Source organism: Bacillus sp. SCT118 (assembly GCF_058566435.1).
In genome coordinates this window covers 1,193,896-1,208,845 of the sequence record NZ_CP191225.1, presented here as the reverse complement: position 1 = coordinate 1,208,845, position 14,950 = coordinate 1,193,896, and the positions used below count along the sequence as shown (strand labels likewise).

General features: G+C 44.8%; 16 protein-coding genes. 2 read left to right on the top strand and 14 right to left on the bottom strand.

All coding sequences use genetic code 11. The annotated features are described in order from the left end of the window. Positions 1 to 62: 62 nt before the first annotated feature. The 10 genes from ACQVGT_RS06105 to ACQVGT_RS06060 all read right to left on the bottom strand — a co-directional run bounded on the left by ACQVGT_RS06105 (position 63) and on the right by ACQVGT_RS06060 (position 9,286). On the bottom strand, positions 63 to 1,139 hold the full coding sequence (locus tag ACQVGT_RS06105) for a bifunctional 3-deoxy-7-phosphoheptulonate synthase/chorismate mutase (protein ID WP_003223454.1): 1,077 nt from the start codon (positions 1,137 to 1,139) through the stop codon (positions 63 to 65). A 237-nt stretch (positions 1,140 to 1,376) separates the two neighbouring features. After that, a complete protein-coding gene (gene ytxJ, locus ACQVGT_RS06100; RefSeq protein WP_015251445.1) occupies positions 1,377 to 1,703 on the bottom strand; it encodes a bacillithiol system redox-active protein YtxJ in 327 nt (108 codons plus the stop codon). Positions 1,704 to 1,726: 23 nt separating this feature from the next. After that, positions 1,727 to 2,182, bottom strand: coding sequence for a YtxH domain-containing protein (locus ACQVGT_RS06095; RefSeq protein WP_004398549.1), 456 nt, complete (start codon positions 2,180 to 2,182; stop codon positions 1,727 to 1,729). A 30-nt stretch (positions 2,183 to 2,212) separates the two neighbouring features. Continuing rightward, positions 2,213 to 2,635: a DUF948 domain-containing protein gene (locus tag ACQVGT_RS06090; RefSeq protein WP_003229276.1), complete on the bottom strand. Its 423-nt coding sequence runs from the start codon at positions 2,633 to 2,635 to the stop codon at positions 2,213 to 2,215. A 162-nt stretch (positions 2,636 to 2,797) separates the two neighbouring features. Next, a complete protein-coding gene (gene murC / locus ACQVGT_RS06085) occupies positions 2,798 to 4,096 on the bottom strand; it encodes a UDP-N-acetylmuramate--L-alanine ligase (RefSeq protein WP_003229274.1) in 1,299 nt (432 codons plus the stop codon). Between the two features lie 248 nt (positions 4,097 to 4,344). Beyond that, a complete protein-coding gene (sftA, locus tag ACQVGT_RS06080; RefSeq protein WP_015384389.1) occupies positions 4,345 to 7,203 on the bottom strand; it encodes a DNA translocase SftA in 2,859 nt (952 codons plus the stop codon). Positions 7,204 to 7,362: 159 nt separating this feature from the next. Continuing rightward, a complete protein-coding gene (ytpR, locus tag ACQVGT_RS06075) occupies positions 7,363 to 7,968 on the bottom strand; it encodes a YtpR family tRNA-binding protein (protein WP_003229269.1) in 606 nt (201 codons plus the stop codon). Positions 7,969 to 7,983: 15 nt separating this feature from the next. Next, on the bottom strand, positions 7,984 to 8,793 hold the full coding sequence (locus ACQVGT_RS06070; RefSeq protein WP_009967991.1) for a DUF1444 domain-containing protein: 810 nt from the start codon (positions 8,791 to 8,793) through the stop codon (positions 7,984 to 7,986). A gap of 14 nt (positions 8,794 to 8,807) precedes the next feature. After that, positions 8,808 to 9,131, bottom strand: a complete 324-nt coding sequence (locus ACQVGT_RS06065; protein WP_015384390.1) for a thioredoxin family protein — start codon at positions 9,129 to 9,131, stop codon at positions 8,808 to 8,810. A 38-nt stretch (positions 9,132 to 9,169) separates the two neighbouring features. Further along, positions 9,170 to 9,286 (bottom strand): hypothetical protein, encoded by a 117-nt coding sequence (locus ACQVGT_RS06060; protein ID WP_004399150.1) that lies wholly within the window; start codon positions 9,284 to 9,286, stop codon positions 9,170 to 9,172. 78 nt (positions 9,287 to 9,364) lie between these two features. Here ACQVGT_RS06060 and ACQVGT_RS06055 point away from each other — a divergent pair, with 78 nt between their 5' ends. Then, on the top strand, positions 9,365 to 9,811 hold the full coding sequence (locus ACQVGT_RS06055) for a YtoQ family protein (RefSeq protein ID WP_003229263.1): 447 nt from the start codon (positions 9,365 to 9,367) through the stop codon (positions 9,809 to 9,811). A gap of 54 nt (positions 9,812 to 9,865) precedes the next feature. On the opposite strand, the gene ACQVGT_RS06050 is transcribed toward ACQVGT_RS06055, so the two are convergent. Beyond that, entirely contained in the window at positions 9,866 to 10,939 is a 1,074-nt protein-coding gene (locus ACQVGT_RS06050; RefSeq protein WP_015384391.1) for a M42 family metallopeptidase, read from the bottom strand. A gap of 158 nt (positions 10,940 to 11,097) precedes the next feature. On the opposite strand from ACQVGT_RS06050, the gene ACQVGT_RS06045 reads away from it, so the two are divergent. Beyond that, positions 11,098 to 11,415, top strand: coding sequence for a PepSY domain-containing protein (locus tag ACQVGT_RS06045; RefSeq protein WP_014477682.1), 318 nt, complete (start codon positions 11,098 to 11,100; stop codon positions 11,413 to 11,415). Between the two features lie 52 nt (positions 11,416 to 11,467). On the opposite strand, the gene ACQVGT_RS06040 is transcribed toward ACQVGT_RS06045, so the two are convergent. The 3 genes from ACQVGT_RS06040 to trmB form a co-directional block, all read right to left on the bottom strand. Next, the gene (locus ACQVGT_RS06040; RefSeq protein ID WP_003229258.1) at positions 11,468 to 13,168 is read right to left on the bottom strand and encodes an NAD-dependent malic enzyme; all 1,701 of its coding nucleotides are present in this window, start codon (positions 13,166 to 13,168) and stop codon (positions 11,468 to 11,470) included. 82 nt (positions 13,169 to 13,250) lie between these two features. Beyond that, a complete protein-coding gene (locus tag ACQVGT_RS06035; protein ID WP_014477683.1) occupies positions 13,251 to 14,096 on the bottom strand; it encodes a YtnP family quorum-quenching lactonase in 846 nt (281 codons plus the stop codon). A 69-nt stretch (positions 14,097 to 14,165) separates the two neighbouring features. After that, positions 14,166 to 14,807, bottom strand: a complete 642-nt coding sequence (gene trmB / locus ACQVGT_RS06030) for a tRNA (guanosine(46)-N7)-methyltransferase TrmB (RefSeq protein WP_014477684.1) — start codon at positions 14,805 to 14,807, stop codon at positions 14,166 to 14,168. Between the last annotated feature and the right edge of the window lie 143 nt (positions 14,808 to 14,950).

The following is a 14,950-nucleotide window of genomic DNA, read 5'->3' as shown; positions in this document are numbered from 1 at the left end:
ATAACTAAATAAACGAGAAAGCATAAAAAAAGGCCGCAGGCGCGGCCTTTTGGATTGTTCAATTAAGCGTTGACTTTCACCATTGGCTTCAGTTCATTCAGCCATTTTTCGAATTCAGGAATCGCCATTTGCTGAGCAGAGTCAGAAAGTGCGACTGACGGATCAGGGTGAACCTCAGCCATTACGCCATCTGCACCGATCGCTAAAGCGGCTTTAGCTGTCGGAAGCAAGAGGTCACGGCGGCCTGTTGAATGCGTAACATCAACAAAGACTGGCAAATGCGTTTCTTGTTTCAAAATCGGCACAGCTGAAATATCCAGCGTGTTTCTCGTTGCTGTTTCATATGTTCTGATTCCGCGCTCACAAAGGATAATTTGGTCATTTCCTTGTGACATGATGTATTCAGCAGCATTGATGAATTCAGAGATCGTTGCAGCAAGACCACGTTTCAGAAGCACTGGCTTTTTCACTGCGCCGGCCGCCTTCAGCAATTCGAAGTTTTGCATGTTGCGCGCTCCGATTTGAATGACATCAATGTAGTCCAGCGCTTCTTCGATATGAGCCGGAGTTACGATTTCACTGATAACCGCCAGATCAAATTCATCCGCTACACGTTTTAAAATTTGAAGGCCTTCAACACCAAGCCCTTGGAAATCGTATGGGCTCGTACGAGGCTTAAAGGCTCCACCGCGCAAAATTTTAATCCCTTGTTTTTTCGCAGCTGCAGCGACTTCAGCTACCTGCTCATAGCTCTCTACCGCACATGGGCCGACAATGAATCTTTGCTGGCCGTCTCCGATTTTTTCGCCTTTGATATCAACAATTGTATCTTCAGGTTTTTTCTTGCGGGAGACAAGCAGCGCTTTGCTGTGATCTTCTTCCTGAAGCTCTAAACCGGCTTTGAATATCTCTTTAAAAATGTGCTGGATGGTTGAATTTTCGAACGGCCCGTCATTGTTTTCAATGATATTGTTTAACATTGTGCGTTCTCTGACAGGGTCAAATCGGTTGACACCCTGTGCTTCCTTCGCTTTACCGATCTCTTTTACAACATTTCCGCGTTCGTTGATTAGTTTTAAAATTTGTAGGTTTAATTCGTCTGCTTTCTGCCTTAAAAGCTCTAACTCTGTGTTGCTCATTTTTTTCATCCTTTCCCTGCACATTCATTTTTTATTTTGTAGTTATCATGCATCTTACTATAAGTAATTCCAAATGGAAATACTGAAATACAAAAAATTTTATAAAAACTCTACTTTATTACCAAAACGCTTTTAAGTGATAAAGTAATCTATGAAGCTATCCTACATGATGTGAGGGCAATGTTCAAGGGTTTTTTACAAAAAAAAAAGCGCCAGATGATATCTGGACGCTTTTTTCTATGACAAATGCTGCTCAATAGCGGCTTCTGTAATTTGTGAATGTGAGGTATGCCATTTCACTTCACCGTTCTGGATGATGAATATCTGAGGGCTTTCATGCTTGACCCCATATGTTTCTGCAATGAAATTGGACAGCGGCCGGGCTTCTTGTACTTGAAGATAGTAAGCCGGCACATCCTCATGCTGATTTGCAAAGGCATCAAACTCATGAAATGCTGCCTGGCTGATCGGGCATGTGGTGCTGTGTTTAAAGAAGACGAAAACGCCTTCCTGTTCTGCAATCCGTTTAAATTCTTCCTCAGATTGAATAAGCTGTTTAGCCATGACTCAAGCTCTTCCTTCCCTGCTCAGCGATTCAACTGCTCAGCCTGTTTTTGAGCATCTTTCAGTTCGTCTTTTACATCTTCTTTCGTCTGGAGGACTTGATCTTTTGTTTCATCAGCCGCCTGCATCGCTTCTTCCCTCATATCTTGCATTGCAGTCGATGAATCCGTTTTGTCAGATTTGGAACGGTCTCTTAAATCCTTTACCTTGTTCATGATCTGCCCAGACTGATCCGCTACAAGCTGTGTGATGTTGGAAGTTTTATCTTTTGCGATGCTGACATATTGCGTGCCTTTTTCCTTCGCATCTGCCGTCATTTTATCAGTTTTGTCCCGTAAAGCAACAGCTTGGCTGCCGAGATCGTCGCGAAGTTCTTTGCCTGATTTAGGCGCTAGAAAAAGAGCTGTAGTGGCACCGATGATTCCCCCGATTAAAGTTCCGATTAAAAAATCTTTACTATTAATTCCATCTTTGCTCATCATTATTCCTCCTCTTAGTATTTTTTTCTCTTACAGGGCTGATTTTTTCTTTTGCTTCCATTTCTCCCAAATTTCCATTGCTGCTTGACTCCATGTGACAACTTGATTGATCTTATCTTGATTTTCTCTAACTGATGCCGATACAGACCCTGCCGCTTGTTTCATGGATGTATTGAACTGCTGTACAGAAGCTCCCACTCCTTGAACAGCATGAACGACCGTGTTCAGCTTTTCTGATTTTTCCTGAATATCTTCAGCCAGGCGGTTGGTCTTATGTAAAAGCTCGGCTGTTTCAGTTGTGATGCCCTTCATTTGTCCCTCCAGCCCTTCAAGAGTGGATGCGACGTTTTTTAGTGTCAGCTGCAGTGACTTCAATGTTTTAGACAAGTAGATCACTAATACGAGAAATGCAACTGCGATGAGTGCAACGCTCAAATAAAGAATAATAATCATCTCAAACCTCCTTGCTGCAGGATATACTGCTGTTTACCCGTTTTCTTCAATCATAAACATGTGTACTGGGCTGTATACATACTATTCTCCGTTATGTAAGAAAATCCTTTAATAAGCTTTCCCATCAGATAAATAAAAAGCAGTGGAGATCACTGCTTTTTATTATGCCATGACGTTTTCGTAGGCTCTCATATATTTTTGGATATCTCCTGCTCCCATAAAGATGAGAACGGCTTTATCATGAGCTTTTAAAACAGATGTGTCATCTTCTTCAATCAGCTTGGCATTATGAATTTTTCCCTGGAGATCACCGATCGTCAGCTTTCCGGCATTCTCACGGGCTGAGCCGAAAATATCGCATAAATACACACAGTCAGCGCCGCTCAGGCTTTCTGCAAATTCGTCAAGAAACTGCTGCGTCCGTGTAAATGTATGAGGCTGAAATACCGCGACAATTTCCCGATCAGGATATTTCTGTCTTGCCGCCTCAATTGTCACTTTTATTTCTGTCGGATGATGAGCATAGTCATCGATCAGCACTTGATCCCCAAGCTGCTTCTCATTGAATCTGCGTTTGACGCCCCCAAAGGATTTGAGAGCATGCTTAATGATGCTGGAATCAATTTCTTCATAATGGCATAACGCAATGACCGCCAATGAGTTTAATACATTGTGGTGGCCGTACGCAGGAATATAAAACGTATCATAGAACGTATTGCGGACAAAGACATCAAAAGTTGTCCCTTCCGTGCTTTTTACGATGTTTCTGGCTTGAAAATCATTTTCTTCCCCCGTGCCGTAATACACAACCGGGACGTTCGCATGGATTTTCGGCAGATGCTCATCGTCTCCGCAGGCAATAATGCCTTTGTTGACTTGAAGAGCCATCTCTTGGAAAGCGTCAAATACATCGTCAATGCTTGAGAAGTAATCAGGGTGATCAAAATCAATATTCGTCATAATCGCATAATCCGGCTGATAGCTTAAGAAATGGCGGCGGTATTCGCAGGCTTCAAACACAAAGTATTCGCTGTTTTCATTTCCCTGGCCTGTTCCGTCTCCGATTAAGAAAGACGTCGGTTTTGCGTTTTGGATCACGTGAGCCAGCAGACCCGTAGTCGACGTTTTGCCGTGTGCGCCCGTAACGGCAACACTCGTGAATTTTTTCATGTAGTCGCCTAAAAACTTATGATAACGTATCACCGGAATTCCCTCAGACATCGCTTTTTCTATTTCAGGATGCGTGTCTGGGAATGCGTTTCCGGCGATGACTGTCATGCCGGGTTTAATATTTTCCGCGCTAAAAGGAAGAATCGTAATATTTCTTTTTTCAAGCGCTGTTTGCGTAAAAATAAATTTTTCGATATCCGATCCTTGGACAGTATATCCATTATCATGAAGTATTTGGGCAAGCGGACTCATACCGGTCCCTTTTATTCCAACAAAATGATAAACAGTCATAATTGTACCTCCAACAAACGTCTATCTGTTCCCCAGTATATGACGCTCATTTCAATTTGCGACCGCGGCGGCTGAAAAGCCCCCTTAGCGGCGTATTTTATATGTTTTGTTATGTTTAGTATCAGGTTATTTCTTTCCGATTAAACCCAGATATCAAGATTTGTCTATGCACAGCTGCTGTAAAGCGGCATAGCTGTTAAATGCTCTAAACACTATCATACCATGTTTGGTGTGAAAATGAACCCATATTATTCGTTTATTAAATCACTTGCTGTGATCAGCACCTCCCGAGGCTTGCTTCCTTTTGCCTCAGAAATCATGCCTTCCGCTTCCATCATGTCGATCAGCCTTGCCGCACGATTGTAACCGATTCTGAATCTTCTTTGCAGGCTTGAAGTGCTCGCACTGTTTTGCTCTACAACAAACTCACACGCTTCGTAAAACAGTTCGTCCTCTTCTTTCAGGGCTGATCCTTGTCTTACGAGCTCTTCTTGTTCAAATAAATAGGTCGGCGGCATTTGGCTTCTGACGTGGGAAACGACGCGGTCGATTTCCCGGTCTGACACAAAGTTACCTTGCAGACGGACCGGTTTTCCCGATCCGTTTTCCAAAAAGAGCATATCCCCTTTTCCGAGAAGCTTTTCTGCACCGGCTATGTCAATAATTGTTCGGGAATCAACCTGGCTTGAGACAGAAAAGGCGATTCTCGTCGGGATATTCGCCTTAATCAGACCTGTTATGACATCAACTGACGGACGCTGAGTTGCGACGAGAAGATGGATACCGCACGCTCTGGCTTTTTGGGCGATCCGCGCAATGCTTTCTTCCACATCGTTTGGAGCCACCATCATCAAATCTGCAAGCTCATCAATAATGACAACTAAATATGGCAGCTTTTCACCCATTTGGTGTTCAGCAGTTAATTGATTAAAGCGGTCAATGTCGCGGACACCTGAATGGGCAAAAAGCTCATAGCGGCGCTCCATTTCCTCAACGACCCATTTTAAAGCAGCGGTAGCCGCTTTGGCGTCAGTAATGACCGGGCTGACGAGGTGAGGAATTTTATTGTAAGGGGCCAGCTCTACCATTTTCGGATCAATCAGCAGCACCTTTACCTCACTCGGGTCAGCTTTATAAAGCAGGCTGACTAATATTGTATTGATGCATACGCTTTTTCCGGAGCCTGTAGCGCCGGCAATCAAGCCATGCGGCATTTTCTTCAAGTCGATAACGACAGGATTTCCCGAAATATCTAATCCCAGCGCAGCTGTGAGCGGTGACTTGCTTGTCCTAAAAGCGGAGCTGCGAATCATCTGGCGCAAATCAACCACCTTGCTCGTGCGGTTCGGCACTTCTATTCCGATCGTGTTTTTCCCCGGAATCGGCGCTTCAATCCGAATATCTCTCGCTGAGAGACTGAGTTTAATATCATCGGACAAGTTGGTGATTTTATTCACCTTTACACCTGGTTCAGGATGCACTTCAAATCTCGTGACAGACGGACCCTGGGTTACATGGACCACATTGGCGCGGACATTGAAATTTTTCAAGGTCAAATCAAGAAGCTGACGCTGTTCTTCGATCCACGCAGTATCATCTTGAACCTGCGCTGGCGGGACATCAAGCAGTGCAACATTCGGAAATACATAGCTGCCGCGGCGCTCCTCTGCTTTTTGCTGTTTATGCGTATCTCTTTTCAGCATCATCACATTAAAAGGAACGGATGGCCCTTTTTGAGAAGATGCGCTTTGTTCGGTCCTTTTCTCCTGTACACCAGGCCTTTTTTTCGGCTCTTCTGAAGCTTCGCGAGGTTTGTCTGCACGAATTTCCTGCCGGTTTTCAAGAGTTGCAGAAAACGATTTGGAACCCTGCTCCAAGCGTTCAGTTTTCTCAAGCTCTGTATGGCTGTCTGGCTGAACATCTATCTTCGTTTCCTGAGCCTCTCCCAGGATGTCATAATGATTATTTATTATGCTGTCTGATGGCTCTTCTGATTCTTTTGCCACAGTTTCTGCTTGAGCCAGAGCCTCTGATGAATACCCATGATCAGTAAATAAAGGCTCTTCCTGACGAATGTCCATTTGTTCTTCTTGAACGAACGGGGACTCAGCACCTTCTGCCGCGTTTTCATGATGATTGTATACTGGGCTGTCTGACGGCTCTTTTGCTTTTTCATCCTCAGATACTGCCTCTGTCTGAGATTCAGGAGCTGTTTGCTCTTCATCAAGTTCAGCGGAGAAAACAGGCTCTTCAAATTTCTCTGACTGCTGCTCCCTTTGTTCTTCCTCAGCCGCTGCAGGCTCTTCGCGACCTACTTCACTGTCTGAAAGCCCTTCAGCCGCCGTATCTGTGAGCATCTCAGGCGGTGTTTGCTCTTCGGGATGTTCAGCTGGGAAGGAAGGCTCCTCTTTTTCCGGCTGTTGAACGCCTGACTCAAATGGCACTTTGTTACCTGACGGCTCGGCTGGCCGTTTCGCCAGCGCCTCATCATACTCCGTATCCTTTCTGTTTAAACCGCCAGAAGGCTGTTTTTCAAATTGGGTATCCGTTAAGAAAGGACTTTCTTTTTTGGAATGCGCCTGTGTGTCTGAAGCAGGATAGCCGCGTTCACGTTCGATCTCTTCTGACAGCAGTGTTACCTTCTCTTTTACCGATTTATCCGGTTCGTTCAATGTTTCAGAAGGCTTTTTCGGCACATCCTTTTTAACAGATGGTTTTTGATTGAATCCATAGACAGGCGAAGGGATATTTGTCGGTTTAAACGGTTTCTTCGCCGGCTCTGATGCTTGATATGTATGCTGCTCTTCTTCATTTCTGGGACGCTCTCTGTAAGGTGCAGCACTTGGACGAGGCGCGGATTTCGGTTCGTCCGATGGTGTGCGGCGCCTTCTCAGGTCATGATTTTTGTATCCGTCAGGCACGACTGGAAAACGGAATTTGCCTTTTGGATATTCATAATATATTTTAGGATCTTCCAATCTTTTTAATTGTCCTTCAGGATGATGTACTTCTTGTTGCTGCGGAATTTGAGCGGGTTTTGTCTCCCGTTCAGCATCCTCTTCGCTTTCGCCTAAAAACAAATCAAAAAATTTATGAAGCCAACTCATAATTTATCTCTAACTCCCTTATAGTTTTCTGGGACGGTTTTTAGTATACCACTGCTGGTCGGCCCAGAAAAGATTAAGCTATCAGCAGAAACAAAGCCGCTAAACAAGGGCTTAGCGGCTTTTCACATGATTCGTTTTTTTTGGCGGATTTATGGGAGTCTAAAACTGAAATGCGTCTCCCGCCTCATAGTCTCCTTCTAACACAAGGATTCCTTTTTCAGCAGGGGCATCCGGCAAATCAAGCTCTTTCGCTGAGCAGATCATCCCGCTTGACGGAACGCCGCGAAGCTCTGCATCCTTAATGACAAGTCCGCTAGGCATCACAGCACCGACTTTGGCAACGACAACTTTTTGGCCTTGGTCAACGTTAGGCGCGCCGCAGACGATCTGAAGCGTTTCTTCTCCTACGTTGACTTTACATACGCTTAATTTATCCGCATTCGGATGTTTTTCTTTTGATTCTACATACCCCACAACAAACTTCGGAGATAAATCAACGACTAATGTTTCTTCAACGCCGTTTCTGTTTAAAATCTCATTCACATCTTGCACGAATGTTTCTGAGAGCGCAACAGGGCCGTTTTCATCAATGGTCAAGTAAGAAGACGCGTTGAAAATGTTGAAGCCCGTTGTTTCTTTTGTTTCGTTATTGAAAATTTTGACGACGTCGCCGTGTTTTTCATAGCCTAATTGTTCGCGTGTCACATCTTGAAGAGAGATCAGGAGCGTGTCTCCCACACCTTCTTTATTATAAAAAGCGTTCATAAGTAAAAATCCTTTCTAATCCTTTTTCGGACGGCTTTTCGCCAGGATAAACACCGGTTCCAGCTTTCCTTCATTGTACAAAAATGAAAGGGCGGTAATCGGGACGGTGCCGCCTGCAAAGAAGCTCATCGACATTTGTCCTAGAATATCATACCCCGATTCATTCCGGATGTCAGCAAGAATCAAAACGTCCTGATGAGGAACAGAGATCGCCAGCTCCCCTTCTGCATGCTGCTTATACTCATTTAAGATCGCTTCGTTCAAAATCCGGCTTGCGTCGTATCCGTCGTTTGCCCTGAAGAAATAAAAGTAATTGCCGGCAACCGTATCCTCTTTGACAACCGTCGGCAGGGAACGGAGATTAAATGCGGCCGTCTCTCTGATCCGCTCTTTTGTCCAGTTTTCTTTCTCAAGCATGCGCTGGTCAATTAAACGGTAGGTTTTCCCGAGATCGAGCGCGTAATAAATTCTTGTCTCTGCGGTATGATCGTCATAAATGAGCGGGATATCTTCGCTGGACTTGTCTGGGAAGGAAGTCGAGCGGATGACCGGATAAATGCGAGTTTCTTTCCCGGTCATTTCCTGAGCCTTCCCTTCCATTGCCGTCATCGCTTCGGAGACATAGTACACGATCTCATCAATGGCTTCGTCTTTTTTCAGTTCCCATTTTGCAATAATCGGCGGCAAATCGAGTGTAATCCCTTTTTTAGTCGTTTGATCCTCAACACGGAGGGTGTCTTTTTCTCTGTCAAACAGAAAGGAGCGATTCTCGTGCTGAAGGCGCTGCTTCAGTATATCTGACAGCTTCCTTGAGGTCATTTTCAAACCGATGTCCTCCTTTACGCTTTAGCGAGAGAGTCTGTTAAAAACTGTTCAATTTCTTCTTTTGTTTTGCGGTCTTTGCTCACAAAACGATTTACTTCTTTTCCTTCATTAAACACCACAAAGCTTGGGATTCCGTAAATTTCCCACTCTGCACATGTATCAATGAATTTGTCACGGTCTACGTAGTAGTAGGTGAATTCAGGGAAATTCGCTTCCAGTTCAGGCAGGAAAGGCTCTACAAAACGGCAATCCGGGCACCAATCGGCTGAAAACATAAATACAGACCAATCATCCTTTATCGCTTTTTCCAGCTCTTGAGTTGATTCAATTTTTTTCATTTCATATCCCTCCAGTTGTTTATGTTCTTACATGTTTTTTATCGATACTCGTCCATTTGGATCATACCAAACTGCTTGAGGCAAAACCACTTATATGCAACGAATGAATATGTAAGATTGGCTTTCCCATTATCATTATCATATTTTATTTGCATTATCAAGCTCGTTTCGTTTAACATCGTGTACATGAGGGTAAAAATTACAGATGGACATACATAAGGAGGGATTTTTATATGGAGTTTATCGTCTATTTAGCAGGAGAAATCCACAGCAATTGGCGCGAGGAAATTAAAGAGAAAACAAAATCACTGAAGCTCCCGATTACGTTTGTTGGCCCGATGGAGAATCATGACCGCTCAGACAATATTGGTGAAGAAATTATGGGCGTACAGCCAAATGCCGTTTTAAAGGATGACAAAGCCTCTGACATCAACAACTTCAGAACCGCCGTCCTGATGAATAAAGCAGACTTTGTGATCGCCCTGTTTGGCGAAAAGTACAAACAGTGGAACACGGCAATGGATGCATCATATGCGATCGCAAAAGGAAAACCCCTGATTATCATCCGGCCGGAATCGCTCCACCATCCTTTAAAAGAGCTTTCCAATAAAGCGAATATTACGGTTGAAACCGTTAACCAAGCCATTAAGGCCCTTTCCTATCTATTTGAAACAGAATAAGAAAAAAGCTTGTCGATCCGGGCTTACTGCTCGTTCAACAAGCTTTTATGAAACCTACATATTTTCTTTAATCGCATCCACTGTCTGCTTATCGCAGGCTGTTACAAGTTTGATGAGCATTTCTTTAGCAGCAGCATAATCATCAATATGAATGATAGAAGCGTTTGTATGAATATAGCGGGAACATATTCCGATAACCGCTGACGGCACACCGCTGTTCGAAATATGAACCTTGCCTGCGTCTGTTCCCCCGCCGGATACAAAATATTGATATGGAATATCATGCGTTTCAGCCATATCAAGAACGAATTCCCTCATTCCGCGATGCATGACTGTCGTTCTGTCAAGAATGCGCAGCAAAAAGCCTTTTCCAAGCTGGCCGAATTCATTTTTGTCTCCGCTCATATCGTTTGCCGGGCTGGCGTCAAGGGCGAAAAACAAGTCCGGTTTAATCATATGAGAAGCCGTCTGCGCGCCCCTTAGCCCTACTTCTTCCTGAACCGTTGCACCCGCATAGAGTGTATTCGGAAGCTCTTTACCGTGTAATTCCTTCAGAAGTTCAATGCTTAAGCCGCATCCATATCTGTTATCCCATGCTTTTGATAAAATTTTCTTTTCATTCGCCATCGTCGTAAACGGACAAACAGGCACGATCTGCTGTCCCGGTTTAATGCCGATTTTGATGGCGTCTTCCTTATCATCCGCTCCAATATCGATCATCATGTTTTTGATATCCATCGGACGGTTTCGCTGTGCATCTGTCAATAAATGCGGCGGTATGCTTGAAATCACACCCGGAACCGGCCCGTTATCTGTTTGAATTTCAACCCGTTGCGCAAGCAAAACTTGGCTCCACCAGCCTCCGAGCGTCTGGAATCTGAGCAGCCCGTTGTCTGTAATGGATGTCACCATGAAGCCGACTTCGTCCATGTGCCCGGCTACCATAATTCTCGGTGTGTCCTCTGCGCCTCGTCTGACTCCGAAAACACTTCCCAGTCTGTCCTGAACGATGTCATCGGCATATTTGGCTAGCTCCTGCTTCATAAAAGCACGAACCTGATGCTCATTGCCCGGCGCGCCGGGAAGCTGCGTCAGTGTTTGGAAAAGCGCTTTCGTTTCTTGATTCATGTTTTCCCCTCATTTCTATGTAGTCCTTTTATTTTATTAGAAACAATGAAGTTTTCCAAGCACCCTGACCCAATCTGCTCGATCAGCCGCGTATTGCTTAACAGGATTTGGCTGTTTCTGTATAATGAAAAGTACGATCAACCAGGAGGTGCTTTATTTTGAAATTGCGTCATCTTCTTTTAGGAGCAGGACTTGGAATTTGTACGGCTGTCGTTGTGAAACAATATGTGATGAAGCCTTATATTTCTTCAGAAAAAGCGCTTCGCATTGTAAAGTCTGCTTTTAAGCAGCGGGGCCCGATAGACGGATCATGGATTTACACCCAGCCGGAGCCTTACAATATTAACGGAGAAACGGTACAGGTATACAAAACCGGCATTACACGATCAGCTTTCGGAGAATTAGAACAGTATGAAGTCATGGTGGATGCGAAAACGGGAGAAATTGTTGATGTCATTGATACAATCGCCTCTTAACACCGGACAAGCAAAAAATAGAAGCCGCTGCCTACGCAGCGGCTCTTTTTTATTATATCGCGCGAATCGGTTTGTATACCGGATACCACATCGCATCCTGCACTGCCTGTATAATGTCTTCAGGCTCTTCCGTAGCGACGCCTTCCTTCATTGCGGTTTTTGCAACTTCAACAGCAACGGTTGCCGAAACAGTGCGCAAATCTTCAACTTTTGGAAGCATCGGCGCGCCAGGCACCCCGACATTGACCATACCTGCGATTGCCCGGGCACATGCTTCAAACATGCCGTCGGTAATTAATTTTGATTTGGTAACAATCGTTCCAAGACCGAGACCAGGGAAGACAAGCGCATTGTTCGCCTGCCCGATATGATACGTAACTCCGTTATATTCAACTGGCGGGAACGGGCTTCCTGTCGTAATCAGCGCACGGCCTTCTGTCCATTCAATTAAATCCTCCGGCTTTGCTTCAGAAAGAGTTGTCGGATTTGACATTGGCAAAATCGCCGGCCGTTTCACATGTGACGCCATTTCTTTTACAATTTCTTCAGTGAAAGCGCCGGAAACCGTAGATGTGCCGATCAGGATCGTCGGTTTCGCCTGCCGGACCACTTCAAGAAGATCAATGCCTCCGCCGTCTCCGTTCCGCTGATAATCCTTCACTTCATCAGCCGAACGAGCATACGGCTTTTGGAAATCAAGAAGCTGATCCATATCATCTGTTAACAGCCCGTTTCTGTCTATGCACCAGAAGCGCTTGTATGATTCTTCTTCACTCAGTCCCTCGCGCACCAATGCTTCCCGCAGCTGTTCGGCTATTCCGATTCCTGCCGTTCCCGCTCCGAATATAACAACTCTGTGATCTCTCAGCGGAACTTTAGACGCTTTTGCACAGGATAAGACTGCGGCCAAAGAAACAGCGCCAGTTCCTTGGATATCATCATTGAAGGTACACACTTTATCTTTATAGCGTTTCAAAATGCTTCGCGCGTTTTTCGCCCCGAAATCCTCCCAATGCAGCAATGCATTCGGAAATGTTTCTCTCGCCAGCGCAACGTAGTCGTCAATAAATTGGTCATAACGTTCTCCGCGCACTCTGGAATGCTGGTTGCCGACATAAAGCGGGTCGTTCAAGAGGCTCTCCTGATTTGTCCCCGCATCTAAAACAACAGCCAGCACTCTGCTCGGATCAATGCCCGCAGCCGCTGTATAAACCGCCAGCTTGCCAATAGAAATCGCGATTCCTCCGACGCCCCAGTCACCGATTCCTAAAATTCCTTCCGCATCAGTTGCAACAATTAAATCGATCGTATCGCTTTGATCTTTATACTGTTTAAATGCTTCTTTCATACCGTCCGGGTCATCGATTGACAGATAGAGCCCTCGTGGTTTTCTGTATTCATGGCTGTATCTCTGAATTGCCGTTCCGACTGTCGGTGTGTAGACAATCGGGAGCATTTCTCCTAAATGGTCATTTAACAGGCGGTAAAACAACGTTTCATTCCGATCGTGCAGCGCCGTTAAATAGACATTTTTACTCAAATCGTCAGGCTGTGCGGAATATTGTTCATACGCTCTTTTCGCCTGATCATCAATTGTTAATACCTTGGGCGGCAGAAAGCCTTTTAAACCAAGTTCTTTTCTTTCTTCCTCAGTAAAAGCAACACCTTTGTTCAAAAAAGGAACAGAGAGCACTTCAAGGCCTCTTAATGTTGTTTGAATGTCTCCTTCGTTTGTTACTCTGAATTGTTTCACCCTGCCTCTTCCTTTCTGAGCATAATTAGTACTAGGTTTGCATTATTAGCCGGAAAACATGCAGGGTAAACATAAAAATATGCTATTGCTTCATTCGCTTAACTGACTTTTTGATGCTTCCGTCCTCCTCCCATTGAAGGGCGCGATACTCGGCATCATGATAAAAAATAAACCAAGCGTCTTTTTCCGCTGCGAACGCCTGCCATTTCTGCTTTTGCGGGATAGAGGTCATCGGATAATCATCGTAAGCCAGCACCCATAGCGGATTGCGGTGGGCATGTGTCGGCATCAGATCTGCCATATGTACGGCAGTTTCACCCGCATCCTCGCATATCAGGACACTGTGTCCGTCGCTATGGCCTCCGGTGTGATGCATTGTAATACCCTCTGTGATCGTTAAGGTGTCTTCAAAGGTTTTGACTTGGCCAGCTACAGCCTCCCAATTTTCTTTCCAATACGTATTTTTCGACCTGATATTCGGATGGCGCATTTCGTCCCATTCAACAGCTGATGTATAAATCACTGCATTCGGAAAGACAGAGACGAGCCGTTCACCTTCATATTCCGTTAAACCGCATGCATGATCAAAATGAAGGTGTGTCATTGCGATCACATCTATATCGGCAACCGTTAATCCGAGTGCAGCTAATGAGGGTTTCACATTCGACTCTTGTGTCACGCCATAGTTTCGTTTTTGTTTATCAGTCAGCTTGCCGGACCCAATTCCGGCGTCAACGATGATATTGAGCCCATCCTTTTGAATCAAAATAGGGTCTGTCCTTAGTTCAATCTGGTTTTTTTCATTGACTGGATATTTTTTAGACCAAAGCGGCTTTGGAACGACGCCGAACATGGCACCTCCGTCCATATGCGTCACGCCCCCGTCAAGCCAGGTCAACGTGATATTACCAATTTTCATTGTTTCCATTTTCATCCCCCCTGTCATCATGGTAGCAAACGGTCCATAAAAAAAACAGACTCCTGTCAGAGTCTGTCTTTACGTTCTCCATTCAACCTCAGCCCGATAGATCGGCTGGCCGAGAGCAGAGAATTTTTCTTCATATTCTGTCATAATATTGCCTTCCAGATTGCTGTTATGCAAATCGAGACTGACGTATGTCAGCAGCAGGCCGTACTCAGAGAAGCTCTTCAAAGAGTACTCAAACAAACCTCGGTTGTCCGTTTTAAAATGAATCGCTCCGCCTTTGCCCATTACATCTTCATATTTTTTGAGGAAGTGGGAATATGTCAGGCGGCGTTTTTCATGCCGTTTCTTCGGCCAAGGATCAGAAAAGTTCAAGTAGACCCGTTTCACTTCCCCCGGCTCAAACACATCCGTCAGCGTGTCCGCATCTATATTCAGAAGCTTTACATTCTGCGCTTCGCTGTCTTTTACTTTTTGGACGGCTGTCACGATGACGCTTTTAAATAACTCAATACCAATATAATTGATGTCGGGATTTTGTTTGGCCATACCAGAAATAAATTGGCCTTTTCCTGTACCAACCTCGATATGGATCGGATTGTCGTTGCCAAACACTGTGTTCCATTTCCCTTTATAATCAGCAGGATTGCTGATGGCAATATCTGCGTTTTCAGCCAAAAAGTCATCAGCCCAAGGCTTGTGGCGCATTCTCATATGATTGACACCTCTATCTATTATTTCGACTAACAACATACCATGAATTAAAAAGACCCGCAAGCTCGTTTTTCCAGTGTATCTCTCTTAAGGCCGAGCGCATAAAAAAAGAGGGTCCCGTCTGCTGGAACACTCCTTTCACA